The following is a 20,874-nucleotide window of genomic DNA, read 5'->3' as shown; positions in this document are numbered from 1 at the left end:
CATGGATGTTTATGGATGAATGCGCAGGCAGCATACGCCGGATCAGGCGCGACTCACATCGCCCTGCATGTCACCCAACAGGGGCGGCAACTGTTCGCTGAACAGATGCGGGTAGCATTTCTCCAGGTGCTCGAAAAAGAACACGTCGGGCACATCGGCAAACTGGCCGTGATCAATCAGGTATTCCATCAACTGCGCGCCATCGCGATTGAACGAATGGAAAACGCTGTCGTTGATCCCGTCGAATTCCAGCGCAGCCACATTGAACAGCTCACAGAGTTGCTGGTTGAACGCCGGCGTGGCTTTGACCCAGCGATCGTTCAGGTAAAACTCCGTATAACCGTGCATGGCGAACACATTGCTCTTGAGCAATGCCAGCAAACGCGGGGTTGACAGATGGTTGCGCACATCCGCCAGACCGATCCGCGCAGGAATACCGCAGTGTCGGGCCGCGCCGGCCAGCAGCGTGGCTTTGGGAACGCAATAACTTTCGCCGGCGGCAAGCGCGTAACTGCCACGCAAGGTGTCTGGGTCGCGGCTGAACGTATAGGGGTTGTAACGCACCGCCTCGCGCACCGCGTAATAGAGATTGATCGCCTGCTCGAGAGGTTCGCGACGGTTACCCCGATGTTTTTCGGCGAACTCCATCACCGACGGGTGGTCACTATCGATGAAGCGGCCGGGACGCAGATACTCGTGCATGAGAACAATCTCCTGGGGAAGCCACGAGTCTAGCGACAGGTTCAGCACAGAGATAACGACGTTTCGGCCAAACATGGACGCTTAGCCGCCCGCCCAGCGAACGATTCGCGCGGTCCGGTGCCAACCGGTCCTACAAAACTCATTAGAGGTTTCCCACGAATTCAATCCCCTCGCTCTGACCACCCTGTTTTGTGGATGCCGTCTAAGCTTTGAAGGTTGTTTTTGCCCTTGTTTCACGGAGGATTAAATATGCTGCTGTTGTGGATACTGGTTCTGGTTGTCGGGATTGCGTATTTAGCCCACCGCCGTATCGCCCCCCTGCCCGCTCTGTGCATCGTTGCTGTTTACGTGGTGGCGATGGGCGCCTTCAGCCTCGCGCCGGGCTGGTTGGTGCTGGTGCTGTGGGTGCTGATCGCAGCCGTCGCGGCGCCTTTGTTGCTGCCCGACCTGCGCCGTAAATACTTCAGCGCGCCGCTGTTCAACTGGTTCCAGAAAACCCTGCCGCCAATGTCGGAAACCGAACGCGATGCCATCGACGCCGGCACAGTGTGGTGGGACGGTGAACTGTTCAGCGGGCGTCCGGACTGGGACAAACTGCTGTCGTACCCAAAAGCTCAATTGACCGAAGAGGAACAGGCCTTCATCGATGGCCCGACCGATGAGCTGTGCGCGATGGTCACTGACTGGCAGATCGGCCAGGACATGGACCTGCCTGCCGAAGCCTGGTCGCACATCAAGGAAAACGGCTTCTTCGCCCTGATTATTCCCAAGGAATTCGGCGGCAAGGGCTTTTCCGCCTACGCCCACTCTCAGGTGGCGATGAAACTGGCGACCCGCAGCGGCGACCTCGCCTCCACCGTGATGGTCCCCAACTCCCTCGGCCCGGCCGAACTGCTGCTGCATTACGGCACCGACGAACAACGCAACCATTACCTGCCACGACTGGCCCGCGGAGATGACATTCCGTGCTTTGCGTTGACCGGACCACTGGCCGGCTCCGACGCAGGCTCGATGCCCGACACCGGGGTAATCTGCAAAGGGCAATGGGAAGGCAAGGAAACCCTCGGCCTGCGCCTGAACTGGGAAAAACGCTACATCACCCTCGGTCCCGTCGCCACCCTCCTCGGCCTGGCGTTCAAAGCCTATGACCCGGATCATTTGCTGGGTGACGAAGAAGACCTCGGCATCAGCCTCGCATTGATCCCGACAGACACCGCCGGCGTTGAAATCGGCCGGCGTCACCTGCCTCTGGGCGCTGCCTTCATGAACGGTCCGAACTCCGGCAAGGACGTGTTCATTCCGCTAGAGTTCCTCATCGGCGGCCCAGCCATGCTCGGCAAAGGCTGGATGATGCTGATGAACTGCCTGTCGGTCGGGCGTTCGATCTCCCTGCCAGCCGTGGGCACCGGCGCCGCGAAATTCACCAGCCTCGTCACTGGCCAATACGCGCAGGTTCGTGATCAGTTCAATGTGCCGCTGTCGGCGTTCGAAGGCATTCAGGAAGCCATGGCACGCATTGGCGGCAACGCCTGGATGATGGACGCGGCGCGGATGCTCACTGCCAACGCGGTGGATCTGGGGGAAAAACCTTCGGTACTGTCGGCGATTCTCAAGTATCACCTCACCGAACGTGGTCGAGAGTGCATCAGCCACGCCATGGACGTGCACGGCGGCAAGGCGATCATCATGGGGCCGAAAAATTACCTCGGTCGAAGCTGGAATGGCGCGCCAATCTTCATCACTGTCGAAGGCGCGAACATCCTTTCGCGAAACCTGATGATCTTCGGCCAGGGTGCGATTCGCTGCCACCCCTTCGTTCTCAAGGAAATGGCCCTCGCCGGTCGTGAGGACAAGGATCAGGCCCTCACCGAGTTCGATGGCCTGCTGCTCAAGCACATCGGTTTTGCCGTGAGCAACGCCGCCAGCACGTTGGTGCTGAACCTTGGATTCGGGCACTTCGAACGGGCGCCGGGCAACAAGCTCAGCCAGGGTTACTTCCGTGCGCTCAACCGTCAGGCTGCCGCGTTCGCCATGCTCGCCGACCTGAGCATGATGTTGCTCGGCGGCGAACTGAAACGTCGCGAACGTCTGTCGGCGCGACTGGGGGATGTACTTAGCAACATGTACCTCGCCTCAGCCGCGCTCAAGCGCTATCACGACCTTGATTCGGCGGAGCACATGGCGCCGTTGTTCACTTGGGCCATGGAAGAAAGCCTTGGTCAGTCGGAACGTGCGCTGGATGAACTGTTGACCAACTTCCCGAGCAAGGTGCTGGGTTGCCTGTTGCGGGTCATCGTGTTTCCGTTCGGTCGTCGCCACAAAGGACCATCGGACAAGCTCGGCGCGGAAGTGGCAGCGGTGATTGGCCGGGCCAAGGGCGATCCAACCCTCGAGGAACTGCTCGGTGGCTGTTTCCGTCCGCAGTCGGCGGATGACGCCGTCGGTGCCCTGCAACACGCTTGCGACTTGTTGAACGCGGCGCAACCGCTGCATAAGAAACTGCATGTGGCGCTTAAAAGCGGTCAGGTCAAACCGGTTGCCGGGGAAAACGCCATCGATGCCGCGCTGGAGGCAGGGGTGTTGCAGCCAGTGGAAGCGCACAACCTCCGGGAGGCGGAAGTGGCGCGGCGCGAGGTGATCGACGTCGACGATTTCGACAAAGAGGCGCTGAAGCTGGCCGAAGGAAAAGTCCGCTGATCCCTCCCACCATGTAAAAAAGGGCGCAGGAGCTTTATACTCCTGCGCCCGTTTTGCTCTTGAGGACTTATCTCGTGTCCAACGTCGTTGCCGATCATCTCGTCTTGCTTGACCACTTGCGCAGCATCCTGGTCGCCGTGGGTGAGGCCGAACAGGTTCCCGAAGAAAGCCACGCCTTGTTCCTGGAGCGCTTCGATGAATTGCGTGCCTTGCTGCCGGTAGACCCGATCGAAAGCCAATACCTGGGCCAGGACATCCTGTGTCAGGTGATCACCCGTTACCCGCAAATTGCCCACCTGGTCCCGCGCGACCTGCTGTGGTACTTCGCCGGTGACTGCCTGCACTACATGCCCGATGATGAAATCGATCTGTATCAGGCGCTGGAAGAACGTCGCTTTGAAGCTGAACAGAATGACGAACCGTTCGACTGGAACCAGGAAAAACAGCTGCTGGCGATGTCGAACGACGATAGCAAGCACTGATTCCTGATCGGAAATGCGAAAGGCCCGCATGGTTATTCATGCCGGCCTTTTTTTATGCCGATTGATGCGGTGTTTGAACGGGCCTTTCTTAAGCATGTCAGAGCAATCCATCACTCTCGGGCAACTCATATTCCGCCGCCACGTTGCCCAAAGATTCGGGCCTCCCCGGCTTGCTCAACGTCGGCTCCTTCTCCAGGCATTCCACCAGATAATCAATCAGCACCCGCAGCTTCGGCGGCATGTACCGTGTCGGCGAATGCAGCAACCACGCCCCGCCGTGATACGACGCCAGAAACGTCCAGTCCGGCAGCACCTGCACAATAAAACCCTGTTCCAGCGCGTGGCGCGCCGTGAAGTACGGCAAACTGCCAATCCCGATGTGTTGCAACACCGCGCCCAGTCGCACGCCAGTGTGATTGGCGGCATAACGTCCGCGCACGCCGACCGTGACAGCCTTGGTGCCTTGCTTGAATTTCCAGCGTGCATCACTCGGCGTTTCACCCAGGTAGATGCAACTGTGGTTGAGCAAGTCGTGGGGATGAGTCGGCGTGCCGTGCTGCGCCAGGTATTGCGGGGTTGCGCACAGTAAATGGTCGATGGTCAACAATTGCCGTCCCACCAGCCCGACCGGGGGACGGTCAGTAATACGGATCGCCAGATCAACGTTGTCATCGATCAAATCCACCTGACGGTCTTCGAGTAACAATTCCACATCTACTTTGGGATAACGCCGCAGAAATTCCGGCATGTGCGGATGGATCACGAATCGCCCGACCGCTTTGGGTACGCTGACTCGCACCAGCCCTTCCGCTTCATCAGTGAACTGGCCACTGATCTCCATCACCGACTTCGCCGCGCTGACCATCTCCTGACAACGCTTGAAGACCTCCTCGCCGCCGTCGCTCAACCGCAGCTTGCGCGTGGTGCGTTGCAGCAGGCGAGTGGCAAGCGCTTTCTCCAGACGCGAAATGCTGCGACTGACCGCCGAAGGGGAGGAGCCCAACTGACGCGCAGCTTCGGAGAAGCTGCCGGTCTCGACAACCTTGACGAAAATCGCCATTTCACCGAGCAACGGCAACGGGAGATTTATGCTCACAGCGCAACAGTCCTTTGATGTTTGGACGGATTATCACGCAATACCGCCCTTCATATAATGAAAACAGAAACTTTATTTAGGGCATGGGATATGACGCTTCGCCTGTTTTTCCATAGCGACGATCTCAAGGCTAACGTGGAAGTCCTGGATTGCACGCCCCATGAGAACGAATTCGCCGTGGTGCTGCGCGCCACACTGTTTCATCCCCAGGGCGGCGGACAGCCCTTTGATACCGGCTGGATTGGCGAAAGCCAGGTAATGCGCGTAGTCCAGGACCCGGACCGGATCATTCATTTCGTCGACCGCCCGGTGCCTCTCGGCATGACCGCGATTCGCGTCGATGAGCCACGGCGCCAGTTCAATACGCGGATGCATTCCGCCGGTCATTTGATCGGACATTTTGTACAAGCCATGGGTTGGATGCCGATCAAGGCACATCACTGGCCGGGCGAAGGCCGCGTGCAGTTCAAGCCGGCGGACTCGGCGCAGGACGTTGACGCTGCAACCATTCAGCAAGGCATCGACCAATGGATTGCCGATGACCTGCCGCGCCTGATATCGCTGCGCGAAGGCGCCCGGGAAATCGGTTTCGGTGAGTTGCCGGCCTATGGCTGCGGCGGCACCCATGTCCGCAGCCTGAAGGATCTGGGCACGGTCACGATCACATCCGTTTCGCAGAAAAAAGGAACGCTGTCGGTTCACTACAGCGTGGAGTGATTAGACGGAGCCTGCATCCGCGGGCTCCGTTGACTATCCAATGGATGGACCCGAGCCATGATGCTTGATGTCGAGCGTCTCGATGAGACGTGCATAAAAAAACTGGCCAATGAAGAAGTTCTCGCCATCCGCGTCAAAGGCTTCCTGCCCCAGCCGCTGGCGATTCAGATTGGCGACAGGATTCTCGCGCCCGGCTTCGAAGGCTATATCAATGCGCCAAGCATCGGCCGTATCGGCATGGCGTTCTATGAAGCGGAAAATCAGCCTCTGCTGATCGAGGATTATTTCGAACGCGCCACTCGCAACATTGCGGAATTGCGCAATCGCTGCGCGCCCTACTCGTCACCGGTCGACACGCTGCGCTGCATGCTCGATGAATCCTGGCCGGCGGGTGCGCACCTGGAAAACCTTTACGGTCGCAAAATGTACGTCGGGTTGTCTCGCGTAGTGAAGCCTGGTGTGTGCTTCCTGGCGCACCACGACATTTTTGCCAAGGACGCTCCAGACAGTTACCAGGCCAAGAGCCTCGACGCGCAATTCGCCTGCAATGTGTACCTGAACATGCCGTCCGTAGGGGGCGCATTGCAGATGTGGGATCACGACATTTCCCCGGACCAGTTCGATGAGATGCGCGGCGACAGTTACGGCATCGATCCGGCGTTGCTCGGCACGCCCGTCCTGGAAGTCCGTCCCGAGCCGGGGGATTTCATCATGTTCAATTCGCGCTATATGCACGCGGTCACACCGGGTGTGGCAGACCCACGTCTGAGCCTTTCATTTTTTGTCGGCTATCGCGGCAATGCTTCGCCCCTTACGTTCTGGAGTTGAGATGCAATTTACGAATGACCTCGGCGAGTTTCTGGCATTGGCGACCATTCACTTTCTGGCCGTGGTCGCGCCCGGACCGGACTTCGCGGTGACCATCCGCCAAAGCGTGCGGTTCGGTCGAGGGGTGGGAATCTGCACGGCGCTGGGTATCGGTGCGGGCATTTCCGTGCATGTGATTTACACCTTGCTCGGTGTCGGCGCGTTGATGCACACCACGCCCTGGATGCTGACGGTCGCCAAGGTCGTGGGGGGCGCCTACATTCTGTACCTCGGCGTCAGTCTGTTACGCAGTCAGCCGAAATCGTTTCTAGAGGGTGAAAAACACCCTGATGAACCGCTGATCAAGCAAACGCGGTTGAAGGCGTTCACCACCGGCTTTCTGACGAATGCCACCAACCCCAAGGCCACGCTATTTTTCCTAGCCATCTTCACCACGCTCATCAGCGCCACCACGCCGCTCGGCACTCAAGCGCTTTACGGCGTGTGGATGTGTTTCGTCAATGCGCTCTGGTTTGTCATCGTCGCGCTGTTCTTCTCCAGCAGCAGGGTTCGGGTGCTGTTTATGCGGATGGGACACTGGTTTGAACGGACAATGGGGGTCGTTCTGATCCTGTTTGCCGGACGACTGATTCTGTCCTGGTAGTACGCAAATGGCCCGCCGATCTGCAGGGGCGGGCCATTTCTTGTTCAATGACTGACTGCCAGTTTGACCCGACTGCTATGAACAAATCGCCCACCCATCAAAGCCGTTGCCAGCGTCAACGCCGCAATCAACCCTAGCCAGACCCCTTGCGGCCCCCATTCCAGTCCAAACGCAAGCCCGACTCCGAGCGGCACTCCGACGCCCCAATAGCAAAAGACCGCCAGCCACATCGGCACTTTTGTGTCTTGCAGACCACGCAGCGCACCGGCCGACAGCATTTGCAGTCCATCCGGAAACTGTAATGCCGCAGCGTAAACCAGAAGCGTCGAGGCCAGCGCGGTGACCGCGACGTCCGAGCTGTAGAGATTGGCAATCGCTACATTTCCCAGCAGCAAGATCGTCACCGAGACACTTTGCGCTGCCAGGACGATCACACATCCTGCCCAGGCAGCCTGCCGGACACCTCTGAAATCTCCGCGCCCGAGCGCATGCCCTACCCGAACGGTCGTCGCTTCAGCCACCGCGACCGGGACCATGAAACACAACTGAGCCAGGTTGACCGCAATCTGATGCGCCGCAAGAAACGTCGAGCCCAGCCGGCCGATCAGTAATGAGGTGACAATGAACAGACTGCCCTGCATCAAAATGGCAATGCCGATGGGCATACCGCTCTTGAGCAGATCGACGATGCCTTCTCGCCGGGGCGGATCGAAACGGGCGAACAGATTCAGATGCGCCATGCGCGTGCTTCGCCAGAGGTAGAGCGCAAAAAGCGCTGCTTGAAGCCACATCATGATGGCCGAGGCGATGCCCAGGCCTTGCGCGCCCAACTCGGGAAAGCCCCACTTGCCGTTGGTCAGCGCATAACCCAAGGGAGCCAATATCAGCAAGCCGCCAAAACTGAAAATCATGGTCGGACGCATCCAGTGCATGCCTTCGCACAGATAGCGCATGCCAAAAAACAGGGTCAACGCCGGACTGCCCCAGCGCACGGCAAACAGAAACGCCTGGGCCCCGGGAATCATTTCCTCGGCGATTCCGGCGGGTGCGAGTAGCGCAGGTGCAAGACTGAGGAAGCCGAACATGAAAAGGCCCATAAACAAAGCAAGCCACAAGGCCTGGCGAAAAATCGGCGCGATCTCGTCGAGCCGACCTGCACCGTGCAAACGGGCGACCGAAGCAGTAAGGGCAATCAATGTTCCAATCGGCACCAGCATGGGTAGCCATAACAACGCGGTACCCAGAGTCACGGCGGCCAGTGTGTCAGTGCCGTGATTGCCGGCGATCAGGTTATCCACAAAGGCTATCAACCCGGCGCAGACATGACCGACGACCAGAGGCAGCGCCAAAAAAGCAGTCGCCCGAATTTCGGAGAGCGCACCGAGGGGCGGGGATTTATGTGACATGTAGGAGAGATCCTGAGGGTCGAACAAGTGCGGCCACACGGCCAACTCGCTTGTCGTTATCCCAGAATTCTCATGTCGCGGATGTCAGACGGTTCCGGATTTCACTTTTTCGCCGTAGGAAATTTGTAACAGGGCAGAAAGCCAACAAAATGGACAAACAAAAACGCCGCTCAATGAGCGGCGTTTTTGTGAATTTGGAGCGGGAAACGAGACTCGAACTCGCGACCCCGACCTTGGCAAGGTCGTGCTCTACCAACTGAGCTATTCCCGCAAATGGCGTCCCCTAGGGGACTCGAACCCCTGTTACCGCCGTGAAAGGGCGGTGTCCTAGGCCACTAGACGAAGGGGACACGCTAACCGGAACACATGGTGTGTGTTTCGATGCCCAGATCCGCATCCGAAGACGTGGCTCTGGTTTCACTCAGCACTGCCCGAGAGCAATACTGTTTAAAATTGGAGCGGGAAACGAGACTCGAACTCGCGACCCCGACCTTGGCAAGGTCGTGCTCTACCAACTGAGCTATTCCCGCATTGGCGTCCCCTAGGGGACTCGAACCCCTGTTACCGCCGTGAAAGGGCGGTGTCCTAGGCCACTAGACGAAGGGGACACACGTACAACATTCACTTCCTACTGCGTTTCGCTGTGTGCTTTACGCTGTAAGTGGCGCGCATTCTATGGATGGATTGAGGGGTCGTCAACCCCCAGATATAAATTTATTTAAATCAATGACTTCGCCCTGCTTTTGGCGGCCAATCGAGCTTTTCGGCTGCCCGGAGTTCGGCGCCTATATTCTGGCACCCGCCAAGACGTTATAGTCCAGCCATGTCACCAATGATGGCAATGTGTATCTCGCACACATTTACTTATATAAGCCGGTTTGCGGTCGATACAGATATATGGATGTCCGATCCATCCCGTCGAGCGGCCCTATGCGCCCCCAGGCCAAGCCACTACACTCGCACGCGAATTCCATTGCGAACCCCATAAAGAGGTCTTACCGGTGACACCACTCATGATCACCCTGCTAGTCGTAGCCGGGATCGCACTATTGATCGCCATTGGGTACATGAACCATGTGGTGGAAAACAATAAACTGGAAAGAGCCCGCACCAAGGTTGAGCTCAACGACCGCCTGCGCCGCTGCGGCGAAATCACCGAGACTTTTCCTGGCCAGCTGATGACACCGGCCCTCAAGTTGCTGTTGACCCGCCTGGAGCTGAACGTCTGCAAGCGCCTGCTTAACCTGGAAAAATCCAGCGCCAACCTCAGGGTGCGGATTACCGAGCTGGAGACCCTGGTGGGCCAAGGCGAATCGCTCCCGATCAACAACCCGCCAGCACCGATCCAGACCGAAGCCAAAGCCAAGGACGTACGTTTCCTCCTCGAAGCGCTGCATGGTCAGATCACCCGCGCCGCGCAGGACGGCTTCCTGCCGACCACCGAAGCCAAACGCTGGATCCGCGAAGTTCGCCACATTCTGGTCCTGCTGCACATCGAATTCTTCAACAACCTCGGCCAGCAATATCTGCAACAGAACCAGCCAGGCCAGGCCCGACTTGCATTCGAACGCGGCGTGCAATACCTGCGCAAACAACAGGAACCACAGGTCTACGCCGAACAGCTCGAATACCTGGAAAAACTCCTCGTACGCGCCAACGCCCAAGTCATGGACAACATTGCCTCGGTTGAAAGTGAAGCGAACCAGTTGAACGTAGGCCTCAAAGTAGTTGAGGCGGATGCGGACTGGAAGAAGCGAGTGATTTACGACTGATCGGATCAGACAGAAAAAGAGCCACCTGAATAGGTGGTTTTTTTTGCGTTTAGTTTTTCAGCGAATGCATCCGGCAGAGATTGATCGGCCGTCAGGCCGCCATCGCCGCAAGCAGGCTCCTACAAAAGCAGATCGGCGTACACTCACCAAACCACGAGATCGAGCGAAGCGGCCGTTACGCAGCGAGGGAGATGTCTCCCTCGACGACATATCAGAGCCGAAAATGCCCAACCATCCCCTTCAGCTCAGCCCCCAACTGCGCCAGCTCGATACTTGAAGCCGCATTCCCCTGCATCGCCAACGAAGACTGATCCGCACTCGCGCGAATACTGGTGACACTGCGGTTGATCTCCTCAGCCACGGAACTCTGCTGCTCGGCAGCCGCCGCAATCTGCTGGTTCATCTGCTGAATCAACGACACTGCAGCCGCAATGCTGCCCAAGGCGCTCTCGGTCTGCAGCGCATCACTGACCGCCAGCTTCACCAACTCGCCACTGCTCTGAATCTGCTGCACCGACGACTGTGCGGCCGCACGTAAAGCGCTGACCAACCGCTCGATTTCCTCCGTCGATTGCTGGGTGCGCTTGGCCAAGGCCCGCACCTCATCGGCGACCACCGCAAAGCCCCTGCCCTGCTCGCCAGCCCGGGCAGCTTCGATGGCCGCGTTGAGCGCCAACAGGTTGGTCTGCTCGGCCACACTCTTGATCACGCTGAGCACCGTGCCGATATTCTGGATTTCCGCACTCAGACTTTCGATGCTGGAACTGGCCGATGCCGCCGAATCCGCCAGTTGCTCGATCCGCGCCATGCTCTGGCGCACGACCGCCTGACCACCTTCGACCTTGCCATCCGCGGTTTGCGCGGCCTGTGCAGCTTCTTCGGCGTTCCGCGCAACGTCGTGCACGGTGGCGGTCATCTGATTCATCGCCGTCGCCACCTGCTCGGTTTCTTCCTTCTGACTGCTGACCTCAAGATTGGTCTGTTCGGTCACCGCCGACAGCGAATGCGCTGAACTGGCCAACTGCTCGATGCCCGCCTGCAAACCACTGACAATGCTGCTGAGTCCAGCGCCCATCTGCTGCATGGCCTGCATCAACTGGCCGATCTCATCACGACGGGTCACCGCAACCGTCGCACTCAAATCACCCGCGGCGATCTGCTGAGCGACACGAATCACGCTGCGCAGGGGGCCGACGATCAATCGGGTGATCACCCAGGACGCGATCAACCCGACCAACAACGCCAAGGCCGACGAACCGATAATCAGCAACGAATTTTTCTTCAGCTCGGCCTGCATCGACTGATCTTCGGCAACGTAGGCCTGGTCCACCCGCTCCACTACCTGTGCGGCACGCTGATGCAATTGTTCATAAACGGTCTTTTCCTGGGCCAGCAGCCCGGTGTACTCCGCCAGTTTTTCACTGAAACCGCCAATGTGCCCAACGACTTCATTCAGGACCGTCAGGTAGCCCTCATCCTTGACCGTGGTCTTGAGTTGATCGGCCTGAGTCAGCGCCTGATCAGCCTGTTCGATCTTGCCTTGCCCGGCACTGTCGTCGCCCTTGCGGCTCTGGTCCAGGCGCACGCGTGCTTCGTTCATGGCTTGCAGCATCAGCCGCGAAACCTGGCTGACCTGGCTGGCTTGTTCGAGGAACTGGGAACCGTCCTTGCCTTCGGACTCCTTCAGGGTATAAGCGCCATCGTCCGCGAGCCCGGCCTGCAGCACGTCAAGGTTATTGGCCACGCTGGAGACCGACCAACTGGCCATTTCCAACGCCAGGTCCTTGGCCTGGCTCAGCGAGACGAACTCGTCGAAGGCTTTACGGTAAGCCCCCAACGACTGTTCGACGTCGTTCATCACGGACACGTTGGCCGGCGATTGCGCTTTGAGCTGATTTGCCAGGGCGACCAGACCATCGACGCCCTCGTGCAATGCAGTGACGGTTTTCGGGTTGCCGTGCAAGGCGTATTCCTGTTCAAGCAGACGCACCTTGATCAATCCGCTGTTGAGCGACGACATCTGTTTGAGCCCGTCGAACCGATGGCTGATGGTTTGCAGGGACCATACGCCGATGGCTGCCACGAGTGCTGTCAATAACAGTACCAGGACGAACCCGACACCCAGTTTTTTTGCCATACCGAGGTTGGCAAAACGTCCTTGCACGGCCGAAATCATTGCACTTAGTCCCCTGACATAGTCTGTTGACGCAGATTCGCAACGGGCCTGTGTCAGCACAAGTCTCTGGCGTCGGAATAATGGCAAAAAGCTACGCTCGCGTCGTTTTCAGAACGATTGAGGTCGATCCCGGGCGGTGGCTTGAAAAAATGCCCGCGCTCGCGGATCACAGGCACAAGCCACATTGATACGCTGCCAGTTACTCGCATCGCTGACGGGGCTGAATGCCGTCGTGCAGGACAGCAGGACACCGAAGCGTCGTGCCTGTGTCCGCACGTGAGCGTAGTCGGCCTTGGGCGAGCGTGCCCAGATGAACAAACCGCCAGCAGGCTTGCCGAAAACCTCCCATTCGGCGTCTTCCAACACTTGCAGTGCCGCCTCTCGATCGTGCCGCAATCGCTGACGCAGACGCAGCACCGATTTGCGATAAGCACCGCTGGCAAGCAGGCGGGCCAGCACCGCTTCGCAAAACCCTGAAGCGCCCAGACTGCTGATTCTCTTGGCCTCGGCCAGGCGCGCAATAATCTCGGCACCGGCCACGACAAAGCCGACCCGCAGTGAACTGCTGAGGGTTTTAGAAAAGCTGCCAACGTAGATCACGTTGTCATCGGCATCGAGGGCGGCGAGCCGCGCCCCAGGGCCACTGTGCAAATCGGCGTAGACGTCGTCTTCAACCACCAGCACACCATGTTTTTTTGCCAGTTGCAGGACCCGCTGCGCCACTGCCGCCGCCAGGTTGCTGCCCGTCGGGTTGTGATAGAAGCTGTTGATGAAAAATGCCCGGGGCTTCTTTTCAAACAGAGCCTCAAGCACCTCGACGTCAGGCCCGCGCGGCGTGCGTGGCACTTCGAGCATCGAGATACCCTGCAGCCTGAGCAACTCGAACAGCAAGGGATAACCGGGGCTTTCGACCACGACGCAATCACCCGGCCGGAGCAAGGTACGCACGATCAGATCAAGCCCCTGACTCGCCCCGGCTGTCGTCATGATCCGGTTTTCTTCAGTGGCGATATCAAGCAGGCTCAAGCGTTTGTTGATTTGTTGGCGCAGAACAGGCAACCCCAGTGGCGTGCTGTAGTTGAACAGGCCAGCCATGTCGGTGCGGCTGACTTCCCGGATCGCGTAAGACAGATCATCCGTCTCGCGCCAACTTTCCGGAAGCCCGCCCCCCCCCAGCTTCAACGCCCCTGTCGCATTGACGGGCTGCGCATCCTCGCACCAAGGCGAATCCGCTGCGACCCGCGCTGGAGGAGCCACCATGAACCCGGCACCATGACGCGAGGCTAACACCCCTTGCGCTACCAGCCGGTCGCACGCTTCAACGACGCTTGAGTGGCTGAGCAAATTAGTCCGCGCAATTTTCCGCGCAGAAGGCAAACGCGTCCCCGGCACGATGTCGTCCTGACGCAGCCAGCACGCCAGCGCGTCGACGATTTGCTGTACGACCGGCACCAAGGCCTGTCTATCGATTCTCAATTCCATGAGCAAGCAAACTCCTGTTCGTTTGACGGAAGCAGTTAATCACAGGCGCGTGCACCGGGCTGTGCGACAACGCCGTCAAAACTCAAGGTTCTAACCGTTTGAAACACATTGGCAGCCCTTCCACGAAGCAAAAAAAACCCGCGCAATGCGGGTCTTTTCTTAAATTGGCGTGGTTTAAAACGCAGTAACACCGCCATCCACCGCCAGCGAATGACCGGTAGTAAACGCAGCACCGTCGCTGCACAGATACAGCACGGCACTGGCGATTTCCTCGACCTTGCCAATGCGGCCCACCGGGTGCATGGCGTTGGCGAACTCGCCCTTCTTCGGGTCGGCCTCGTAGGCACGACGGAACATGTCGGTGTCGATGACCGCGGGGCACACTGCATTCACGCGGATTTTCTTCTTGGCGTATTCGATTGCTGCCGACTTGGTCAGGCCGATCACCGCGTGTTTCGACGCCGCGTAAATACTCATCTTCGGCGCCGCGCCGAGGCCGGCGACCGATGCGGTGTTGACGATCGCGCCGCCACCTTGGGCCAGCAACAGCGGCAACTGATATTTCATGCACAGCCAGACGCCCTTGACGTTGACGCCCATGATCGCGTCGAACTCGTCGATCGTGCCGTCAGCCAGTTTGCCTTTTTCGATCTCGATGCCGGCGTTGTTGAAGGCGTAGTCGAGACGGCCGTAGGTGTTCACCACTTCGTCCATCAGATTTTTTACATCGCTTTCCAGCGTGACATTGCAGCGCACGAAGGTTGCTTCGCCGCCTACCGTGCGAATCAACGCCACGGTGCCCTCGCCGCCGGCCGTGTCCATGTCGGCCACCACCACTTTCAATCCTTCGGCCGCAAACGCCTGGGCGGTTGCGCGACCGATACCATTGGCGGCGCCCGTTACGACGGCGACCTGGCCGGAAAACGTCATGCTCATTATTGTTGTCCTTGGAGAGAATGGAGAGATGAATGCGGGGGTTCGCGTGCACCCAGTCTAGCCACAGGCATAACCCGCACGGCAGCACTATCAGAAGGCCGGTTAAGCGCCCATCCGTGGCAGTGATAGAACCTACCGTGTAATTATCACTGCACTGGATCAGGCTGCATTCGCCATATCAGCCAGACTTGCGGCATCGACCCTGAAGGTCTATCAACAAGACTTCATTCATCTTGAGTGCCTGTCATGACTTCCCAGACCAATCGCCAGTTCCTGCTCGCCAAACGTCCGGTGGGCGCAGCGACCCGCGAGACTTTCACCTATCAGGAAGTACCGGTCGGCGAACCGGCCAAGGGTCAGATCCTGGTCAAAAACGAATACCTGTCCCTTGACCCGGCCATGCGTGGCTGGATGAACGAGGGCAAGTCCTACATCCCGCCGGTCGGCATCGGCGACGTCATGCGGGCATTGGGTGTAGGCAAAGTTGTCGCGTCGAACAATGAAGGATTTGCGGTCGGGGACTACGTCAATGGTGCCTTGGGCGTGCAGGATTATTTCCTCGGTGAGCCGCGAGGCTTCTACAAGGTCGATCCGAAACTGGCACCGCTGCCGCGTTATCTGTCAGCGCTGGGCATGACAGGGATGACCGCCTACTTCGCCCTGCTTGATGTCGGCGCACCGAAGGAAGGCGACACCGTGGTGCTGTCCGGCGCGGCGGGTGCGGTCGGCAGCATTGCCGGGCAGATTGCCAAGATCAAAGGGTGCCGCGTGATCGGCATCGCGGGCGGTGCGGACAAGTGCAAGTTCCTCATCGACGAATTGGGTTTTGACGGGGCCATCGATTACAAGAGCGAAGACGTCCACGCCGGCCTCAAGCGTGAATGCCCGAAGGGCGTCGACGTGTATTTCGACAACGTCGGCGGCGATATCCTCGACGCGGTGCTGAGCCGTCTGAACCTGAAAGCACGGGTAGTGATTTGCGGCGCCATCAGCCAGTACAACAACAAGGAAGCCGTCAAGGGTCCAGCCAATTATCTGTCGTTGCTGGTGAACCGGGCGCGGATGGAAGGCTTTGTGGTGATGGACTACGCGGCGCAATTTGCCGCTGCCGGGCAGGAAATGGCCGGGTGGATGGCCAAGGGACAGCTAAAGAGCAAGGAAGACATCGTTGATGGATTGGAGACATTCCCGGAGACGCTGATGAAGTTGTTCAGCGGCGAGAATTTCGGGAAGTTGGTGTTGAAGGTTTAACCCGGCCCGGAAATCACCGCAAAACCAATGTGGGAGCGAGCAAGCCCGCTTCCACATTTGATTTTCAGTGTCTGGTTAAGCGATTTCGGCCACGACGGCCGCCAATGCCTGGGCCGGATCTGCCGCCTGGCTGATCGGGCGACCGATGACCAGATAGTCGGAGCCGGCATCCAGCGCCTGACGCGGGGTCAGGATGCGACGCTGATCGTCCTGGGCGCTGCCCGCCGGGCGAATCCCAGGGGTCACCAGTTGCAGCGACGGGTGCGCCGACTTCAAGGCCTGGGCTTCCAGCGCCGAGCACACCAGACCGTCCATCCCGGCTTTTTCCGCCAGTGCCGCCAGGCGCAGCACCTGCTCCTGAGGCTCGATGTCCAGACCGATGCCGGCCAGGTCTTCGCGCTCCATGCTCGTCAACACGGTCACGCCGATCAACAACGGCTTCGGCCCGCTGCGCTGATCGAGCACGTCACGGCAAGCCGCCATCATGCGCAGACCGCCGGAGCAATGCACGTTGACCATCCACACGCCCATCTCTGCCGCGGCTTTTACCGCCATGGCGGTGGTGTTGGGGATGTCGTGAAACTTGAGGTCGAGGAACACTTCGAAACCCTTGTCGCGCAGGGTGCCGACGATTTCCGCCGCGCAGCTGGTGAACAGTTCCTTGCCGACTTTGACCCGGCACAGTGTCGGGTCCAACTGGTCGGCCAGCTTCAATGCGGCGTCACGGGTGGGGAAATCCAGGGCGACGATGATAGGAGTCTGGCAGACGGACATGTGCGGGCTCTCAGGCAGGACGAAATCGGCGCGCATTGTAGCGGAACCAGCGCGGCTGCGGGACCCGATGATCGGTAATTTGTCGTCGGCGCTCAGCCAAGACTAGTCCTTTCGTCCATTGTGTCGAGACCCATACATTCATGACACGCCTGCAACACCCTTCCCCGCTACCCTCGGCAGCCGCAACACGTCCTTACAGCACTTCCCGCCTTCGGGCCGGTCGCCTATGCTGAAGCCACAACCTCGCAGCCTATCTTTGTGGTTGGCAGCCTACCTGGCAGATGAACGCACGCATGCACAGCACCCAAGCACTCTCGAACGATGATCAAAAAGCGCCCGGCGATGACAAGCGCTGGAGCATTCGCGCGCTGATCGTCGACGATGACGTCCCGATCCGCGAACTAATGATCGATTACCTGGCCCGGTTCAACATCCACGCCAGCGGCGTCACCGATGGCGCCGCCATGCGCCAGGCGCTGCAATTGGAGCATTTCGACGTGGTGGTGCTCGACCTGATGCTGCCCGGCGAAGACGGTCTGTCGCTGTGCCGCTGGTTGCGCGCCGAATCGGACATCCCGATCCTGATGCTCACCGCCCGCTGCGAACCTACCGACCGGATCATCGGCCTGGAACTCGGCGCCGACGATTACATGGCCAAGCCCTTCGAGCCGCGGGAGCTCGTTGCGCGGATACAGACCATTCTGCGGCGAGTGCGCGACGACCGCACCGAACAGCGTGCGAATATTCGCTTCGACAATTGGCGTTTGAACAGCGTATTGCGCCAGCTGATTGCGGCAGATGGCCTGGTCGTGCCGTTGTCCAACGCCGAATTCCGTCTGCTCTGGGTGTTTATCGAACGCCCGCGCCGGGTACTCAGCCGCGAACAACTGCTGGACGCTGCGCGCGGTCGCTCGATCGAAGCCTTTGATCGCAGCATCGATTTACTGGTCTCGCGCCTGCGCCAGAAACTCGGCGACGACCCGAAAGCCCCGCAGTTGATCAAGACCGTGCGCGGTGAGGGTTACCTGTTCGATGCCCGAGAAATCGGCTGATGCGTGCGCGCTTCGATACGCTGTTCGGCCGCCTGTTTGGCGTGCTGCTGGTAGCGATTATCCTGGCGCACCTGCTGGCGTTTGCCTGGTTCCATCATTACGGACCGCCACCTCCCCCACCACCACCCGAGTTCTCCGAAGGCTTCGACGAACAAGGCCCGCCGGTAGACCCGCGCTTCGAAAGGCGGCCGCCGCGACCCTGGTTCGGTGGACCGTTGGTGCCGCTGACCTTCCAGCTGATTTCGCTGATCATTGCCGCCTGGTACGGCGCCAAGCTGCTAAGCCGGCCGATCCAGCGACTCAGTGACGCCGCTGAACGCCTGAGCGAGAACCTCGACAGCCCGCCGCTGGATGAATCCGGTCCACGGGAAGCTCGGCAAGCGGCCAACACCTTCAACCTGATGCAAAAACGCATCATCGAACAAATGCAGCAACGTTCGCGGATGCTCGGCGCGGTGTCCCATGACCTGCGCACACCGCTGTCACGGCTCAAGCTGCGGCTGGAACAGATCGACGATCACAAGCTGCAAGGTCAGATGCGCCAGGACCTGGACGACATGATCAGCATGCTCGACGCCACCCTCACCTACTTGCATGAGCAGCGCACCAGCGAGGCGCCGCAATGGATGGACGTGCAGGCGCTGGTCGAGTCGCTGAGTGAAAACGCTCAGGATCAGGGCGCTGATGTCCAGGCCAGCGGCCACTGCGCACCGTTGCAAGTACAGCCGATGGCCCTGCGATCCTGCATCAACAACTTGCTGGATAACGCCCTGCGCTACGCCGGACAGGCGCGAATCGTGCTCGAAGACAATCGCGAACATCTGGTGATCCGGGTGATCGACCACGGGCCAGGGATTGCGGCGGATAAACGTGAAGCCGTGTTTGAACCGTTCTTTCGCCTGGAAGGCTCGCGCAATCGCAACTCCGGTGGTGTGGGGCTTGGCATGACCATTGCCCGGGAAGCGGCCGGACGGCTGGGGGGGCAATTGAGCCTGGAAGAAACGCCCGGTGGTGGTTTGACGGCCGTGATCCATTTGCCCCGAACCTGAACCACGGGATGTATACCGAACGGTACAAACCTCACATACCCACGACAACTGGCTCCCGGAGGCTGGATAAGCCGGTACACACGCCGGTTTTCCATTCCAGGGAGTGAGCCCAATGATCGGTAGCGTCAGCAACTACTCGAGCTATAACAGCACCGCCAGCACCGCCAGCACCAGCACTGCCCGCAGCCAGCAATTCCAGAAAGAACTGCTCGCCAAGCTTGACACCAACAGCGACGGTTCGGTGGATCAGGACGAACTTAAAAGCGCTCTGTCACAGAAGTCCGATGACGGGCTGCTGGTCAGTCTGAGCAAAAATTTTGCCAATCTGGACAGTGACGACAGCGGCAGCCTGAGCAGCGAAGAAATGGCGGCGATGGCACCTCCGCCACCACCGCATGATCAGGCACCAACTACCGAATTGGCCGACTCGCTGATCAGCGCGCTGGACACCGACGGCGACGGGGCCATCAGCAGCGATGAACTGAGTAGCGCGCTGCAGGCCAGCAGCACCTCATCAACCAGCACCGACACCAGTGCCGCGCTGTTCAAGATACTTGACAGCGACAGTTCCACCGATCAGTCCACGGCTTCCGAAGCGTTGAACAAGATGATCGCCAACCTGAGCAAGCAGTATTCGCTCGACAAGGTGGCGACAGTCGGCAAGTACCTGAACGTCACAAGCTGATTTTGTAGGTGCCTGCTTGCTGGCGATGGCGCCAGCAAGCAGGCGCCTACAGGGGTCGGCGCCGGAAATTCAAGGCCGCCGATCTTCCACCCGCGCCTGGCTCTTGCTCCAGTCGGTCAACAGGCTATACGCCACGGCCAGCAGTGTCGGCCCGATAAACAAACCGATGAACCCAAACGCAATCAACCCGCCAAACACCCCCAACAGTACGATCACCAATGGCAGATTCCCGCCGCGACTGATCAAGTAAGGTTTGAGCACGTTGTCGACGCCACTGATGATGAACGTGCCCCAGATCCCGAGGAACACGGCCATGCCGTACTCGCCTTTCCAGGCCAGCCAGGCCGTGGCTGGAATCCACACCAGCGGCGGTCCCATGGGAATCAGGCTGAGCAGGAAGGTGACGATGCCAAGGACCAGCGCCCCGGGCACCCCGGCTATCAGGAACCCGATCAACGCGAGAACGGCCTGGGCGGCCGCCGTCCCGATCACGCCGTTCACCACCCGTTGCACCGTACCCGCTACCAGTTGGATGTAATAACCGGCGCGATCGCCGATCAAGCGCTGCAGCAGGCTGTGGACAAACGCCGCCAGGCGCGGACCGTCCCGGTAGAAAAAGAACACGAACACAATGCTCAGTGTCAGCTCGAGAATGCCGCCGCCAATCTGCGCACTGCGCGCCAGCAACCAGTTACCGACCTGACCCAGATAGGGTTTGATCGCCAGCATCATCGCCGCGCCCTGCTCATCAATGCTGTTCCAGATGCCGACGAGGCGCTCGCCCACCAGCGGAATGCTGCCCAGCCACGTCGGGGCTTCAGGCAGGCCATCCATTTGCACATCCTTGATGAACGCCGTGGCATCGCGCACGTGGTCCGCGAGGTTGAACCCGAGCCACACCAGCGGCACCGCCACCAGCAACATCCATCCCAGCGTCAGTAACGCCGCCGCCAGGGATTCTCGACCGTTAAGCCCGCGTGTCAGCAAACGCATCAGCGGCCAACTGGCAAACGCCAGCACCGCGCCCCAGAACAATGCCGACCAGAACGGCGCCATCACCCAGAAGCTCGCGCCAAACAGCACCAGGAGCAGGATTTGCACCAACAGCCGATCGTTATTGATCATC

Annotated in this window: 18 protein-coding genes, 4 tRNA genes and 1 pseudogene; 10 read left to right on the top strand and 13 right to left on the bottom strand. The window is 59.4% G+C overall.

Annotated elements, in window-relative coordinates; translation table 11 throughout:
* Positions 1–42: 42 nt before the first annotated feature.
* Entirely contained in the window at positions 43–702 is a 660-nt protein-coding gene (locus ACYZT4_RS01125; protein WP_461984584.1) for a transglutaminase-like domain-containing protein, read from the bottom strand.
* A 249-nt stretch (positions 703–951) separates the two neighbouring features.
* Here ACYZT4_RS01125 and ACYZT4_RS01120 point away from each other — a divergent pair, with 249 nt between their 5' ends.
* Both ACYZT4_RS01120 and ACYZT4_RS01115 read left to right on the top strand, forming a co-directional pair.
* Positions 952–3,399, top strand: a complete 2,448-nt coding sequence (locus ACYZT4_RS01120; RefSeq protein WP_461984582.1) for an acyl-CoA dehydrogenase — start codon at positions 952–954, stop codon at positions 3,397–3,399.
* 74 nt (positions 3,400–3,473) lie between these two features.
* Positions 3,474–3,881, top strand: coding sequence for a PA2817 family protein (locus tag ACYZT4_RS01115; protein WP_027924016.1), 408 nt, complete (start codon positions 3,474–3,476; stop codon positions 3,879–3,881).
* Between the two features lie 97 nt (positions 3,882–3,978).
* Here ACYZT4_RS01115 and ACYZT4_RS01110 read toward each other — a convergent pair whose 3' ends face one another.
* Positions 3,979–4,977: a LysR family transcriptional regulator gene (locus ACYZT4_RS01110; RefSeq protein ID WP_461984580.1), complete on the bottom strand. Its 999-nt coding sequence runs from the start codon at positions 4,975–4,977 to the stop codon at positions 3,979–3,981.
* Between the two features lie 90 nt (positions 4,978–5,067).
* On the opposite strand from ACYZT4_RS01110, the gene ACYZT4_RS01105 reads away from it, so the two are divergent.
* From ACYZT4_RS01105 to ACYZT4_RS01095, 3 genes are read left to right on the top strand one after another with little or no spacing between them, the layout of a single operon-like run.
* A complete protein-coding gene (locus ACYZT4_RS01105; RefSeq protein WP_461984578.1) occupies positions 5,068–5,694 on the top strand; it encodes an alanyl-tRNA editing protein in 627 nt (208 codons plus the stop codon).
* Between the two features lie 57 nt (positions 5,695–5,751).
* Positions 5,752–6,522, top strand: coding sequence for a 2OG-Fe(II) oxygenase (locus ACYZT4_RS01100; protein ID WP_461984576.1), 771 nt, complete (start codon positions 5,752–5,754; stop codon positions 6,520–6,522).
* A gap of 1 nt (position 6,523) precedes the next feature.
* Positions 6,524–7,165 (top strand): LysE family translocator, encoded by a 642-nt coding sequence (locus tag ACYZT4_RS01095; RefSeq protein ID WP_461984575.1) that lies wholly within the window; start codon positions 6,524–6,526, stop codon positions 7,163–7,165.
* Positions 7,166–7,209: 44 nt separating this feature from the next.
* Here the strand turns inward: ACYZT4_RS01095 and ACYZT4_RS01090 are convergent, their stop codons facing one another.
* The 5 genes from ACYZT4_RS01090 to ACYZT4_RS01070 form a co-directional block, all read right to left on the bottom strand.
* On the bottom strand, positions 7,210–8,571 hold the full coding sequence (locus ACYZT4_RS01090; RefSeq protein ID WP_461984573.1) for an MATE family efflux transporter: 1,362 nt from the start codon (positions 8,569–8,571) through the stop codon (positions 7,210–7,212).
* 195 nt (positions 8,572–8,766) lie between these two features.
* A tRNA-Gly gene (locus ACYZT4_RS01085) sits at positions 8,767–8,842 on the bottom strand.
* Positions 8,843–8,845: 3 nt separating this feature from the next.
* Positions 8,846–8,921: transfer RNA gene (locus ACYZT4_RS01080), tRNA-Glu, on the bottom strand.
* 104 nt (positions 8,922–9,025) lie between these two features.
* A tRNA-Gly gene (locus ACYZT4_RS01075) sits at positions 9,026–9,101 on the bottom strand.
* Between the two features lie 2 nt (positions 9,102–9,103).
* Positions 9,104–9,179 (bottom strand) — tRNA-Glu (locus ACYZT4_RS01070).
* 393 nt (positions 9,180–9,572) lie between these two features.
* Here ACYZT4_RS01070 and ACYZT4_RS01065 point away from each other — a divergent pair.
* Positions 9,573–10,343: a hypothetical protein gene (locus ACYZT4_RS01065; protein ID WP_461984571.1), complete on the top strand. Its 771-nt coding sequence runs from the start codon at positions 9,573–9,575 to the stop codon at positions 10,341–10,343.
* Between the two features lie 211 nt (positions 10,344–10,554).
* Here ACYZT4_RS01065 and ACYZT4_RS01060 read toward each other — a convergent pair whose 3' ends face one another.
* The 4 genes and pseudogenes from ACYZT4_RS01060 to ACYZT4_RS01045 all read right to left on the bottom strand — a co-directional run bounded on the left by ACYZT4_RS01060 (position 10,555) and on the right by ACYZT4_RS01045 (position 14,937).
* On the bottom strand, positions 10,555–11,259 hold the full coding sequence (locus ACYZT4_RS01060) for a methyl-accepting chemotaxis protein (protein WP_461988499.1): 705 nt from the start codon (positions 11,257–11,259) through the stop codon (positions 10,555–10,557).
* Between the two features lie 204 nt (positions 11,260–11,463).
* Positions 11,464–12,363 (bottom strand): annotated as a pseudogene (locus ACYZT4_RS01055) (methyl-accepting chemotaxis protein); the annotation flags it as partial.
* A gap of 264 nt (positions 12,364–12,627) precedes the next feature.
* Positions 12,628–14,001 carry an aminotransferase-like domain-containing protein gene (locus ACYZT4_RS01050; RefSeq protein ID WP_461984570.1) on the bottom strand — a complete coding sequence of 458 codons (1,374 nt, stop codon included), beginning with the start codon at positions 13,999–14,001 and terminating at the stop codon, positions 12,628–12,630.
* Between the two features lie 174 nt (positions 14,002–14,175).
* Positions 14,176–14,937, bottom strand: a complete 762-nt coding sequence (locus ACYZT4_RS01045; RefSeq protein WP_461984568.1) for an SDR family oxidoreductase — start codon at positions 14,935–14,937, stop codon at positions 14,176–14,178.
* Positions 14,938–15,183: 246 nt separating this feature from the next.
* Here ACYZT4_RS01045 and ACYZT4_RS01040 point away from each other — a divergent pair, with 246 nt between their 5' ends.
* Positions 15,184–16,188 carry an NADP-dependent oxidoreductase gene (locus ACYZT4_RS01040; RefSeq protein WP_461984566.1) on the top strand — a complete coding sequence of 335 codons (1,005 nt, stop codon included), beginning with the start codon at positions 15,184–15,186 and terminating at the stop codon, positions 16,186–16,188.
* Between the two features lie 75 nt (positions 16,189–16,263).
* On the opposite strand, the gene pyrF is transcribed toward ACYZT4_RS01040, so the two are convergent.
* Positions 16,264–16,962 carry an orotidine-5'-phosphate decarboxylase gene (gene pyrF, locus ACYZT4_RS01035; RefSeq protein WP_461988497.1) on the bottom strand — a complete coding sequence of 233 codons (699 nt, stop codon included), beginning with the start codon at positions 16,960–16,962 and terminating at the stop codon, positions 16,264–16,266.
* Between the two features lie 293 nt (positions 16,963–17,255).
* Here pyrF and ACYZT4_RS01030 point away from each other — a divergent pair, with 293 nt between their 5' ends.
* The 3 genes from ACYZT4_RS01030 (at position 17,256) to xopAW (ending at position 19,748) form a co-directional block, all read left to right on the top strand.
* Positions 17,256–18,014 (top strand): response regulator, encoded by a 759-nt coding sequence (locus ACYZT4_RS01030; protein WP_461984564.1) that lies wholly within the window; start codon positions 17,256–17,258, stop codon positions 18,012–18,014.
* On the top strand, positions 18,014–19,063 hold the full coding sequence (locus ACYZT4_RS01025; protein ID WP_461984562.1) for a sensor histidine kinase: 1,050 nt from the start codon (positions 18,014–18,016) through the stop codon (positions 19,061–19,063). The genes ACYZT4_RS01030 and ACYZT4_RS01025 overlap by 1 nt, the downstream gene beginning before the upstream one ends.
* 112 nt (positions 19,064–19,175) lie before the next feature.
* Positions 19,176–19,748, top strand: coding sequence for a XopAW family type III secretion system calcium-binding effector (gene xopAW / locus ACYZT4_RS01020; RefSeq protein ID WP_461984560.1), 573 nt, complete (start codon positions 19,176–19,178; stop codon positions 19,746–19,748).
* Between the two features lie 69 nt (positions 19,749–19,817).
* Here xopAW and ACYZT4_RS01015 read toward each other — a convergent pair whose 3' ends face one another.
* Positions 19,818–20,873, bottom strand: a complete 1,056-nt coding sequence (locus ACYZT4_RS01015) for an AI-2E family transporter (RefSeq protein ID WP_461984558.1) — start codon at positions 20,871–20,873, stop codon at positions 19,818–19,820.
* Position 20,874 lies beyond the last annotated feature (1 nt).

The sequence above is a fragment of the Pseudomonas sp. GB2N2 genome, assembly GCF_054897705.1.
The sequence above is the reverse complement of the archived record's forward strand: the minus strand, read 5'-3'. Positions and strand labels throughout refer to the sequence as shown.

Bases quoted from the DNA above. Each gene is read 5' to 3' on its own strand.
- ACYZT4_RS01045 (WP_461984568.1), bottom strand. From the start codon at position 14,937: ATGAGCATGACGTTTTCCGGCCAGGTCGCCGTCGTAACGGGCGCCGCC.
- ACYZT4_RS01105 (WP_461984578.1), top strand. From the start codon at position 5,068: ATGACGCTTCGCCTGTTTTTCCATAGCGACGATCTCAAGGCTAACGTG.
- ACYZT4_RS01100 (WP_461984576.1), top strand. From the start codon at position 5,752: ATGATGCTTGATGTCGAGCGTCTCGATGAGACGTGCATAAAAAAACTG.
- ACYZT4_RS01095 (WP_461984575.1), top strand. From the start codon at position 6,524: ATGCAATTTACGAATGACCTCGGCGAGTTTCTGGCATTGGCGACCATT.
- ACYZT4_RS01125 (WP_461984584.1), bottom strand. From the start codon at position 702: ATGCACGAGTATCTGCGTCCCGGCCGCTTCATCGATAGTGACCACCCG.
- xopAW (WP_461984560.1), top strand. From the start codon at position 19,176: ATGATCGGTAGCGTCAGCAACTACTCGAGCTATAACAGCACCGCCAGC.
- ACYZT4_RS01120 (WP_461984582.1), top strand. From the start codon at position 952: ATGCTGCTGTTGTGGATACTGGTTCTGGTTGTCGGGATTGCGTATTTA.
- ACYZT4_RS01030 (WP_461984564.1), top strand. From the start codon at position 17,256: ATGCACAGCACCCAAGCACTCTCGAACGATGATCAAAAAGCGCCCGGC.
- ACYZT4_RS01060 (WP_461988499.1), bottom strand. From the start codon at position 11,259: ATGACCGCCACCGTGCACGACGTTGCGCGGAACGCCGAAGAAGCTGCA.
- pyrF (WP_461988497.1), bottom strand. From the start codon at position 16,962: ATGTCCGTCTGCCAGACTCCTATCATCGTCGCCCTGGATTTCCCCACC.
- ACYZT4_RS01090 (WP_461984573.1), bottom strand. From the start codon at position 8,571: ATGTCACATAAATCCCCGCCCCTCGGTGCGCTCTCCGAAATTCGGGCG.
- ACYZT4_RS01040 (WP_461984566.1), top strand. From the start codon at position 15,184: ATGACTTCCCAGACCAATCGCCAGTTCCTGCTCGCCAAACGTCCGGTG.
- ACYZT4_RS01050 (WP_461984570.1), bottom strand. From the start codon at position 14,001: ATGGAATTGAGAATCGATAGACAGGCCTTGGTGCCGGTCGTACAGCAA.
- ACYZT4_RS01015 (WP_461984558.1), bottom strand. From the start codon at position 20,873: ATGATCAATAACGATCGGCTGTTGGTGCAAATCCTGCTCCTGGTGCTG.
- ACYZT4_RS01025 (WP_461984562.1), top strand. From the start codon at position 18,014: ATGCGTGCGCGCTTCGATACGCTGTTCGGCCGCCTGTTTGGCGTGCTG.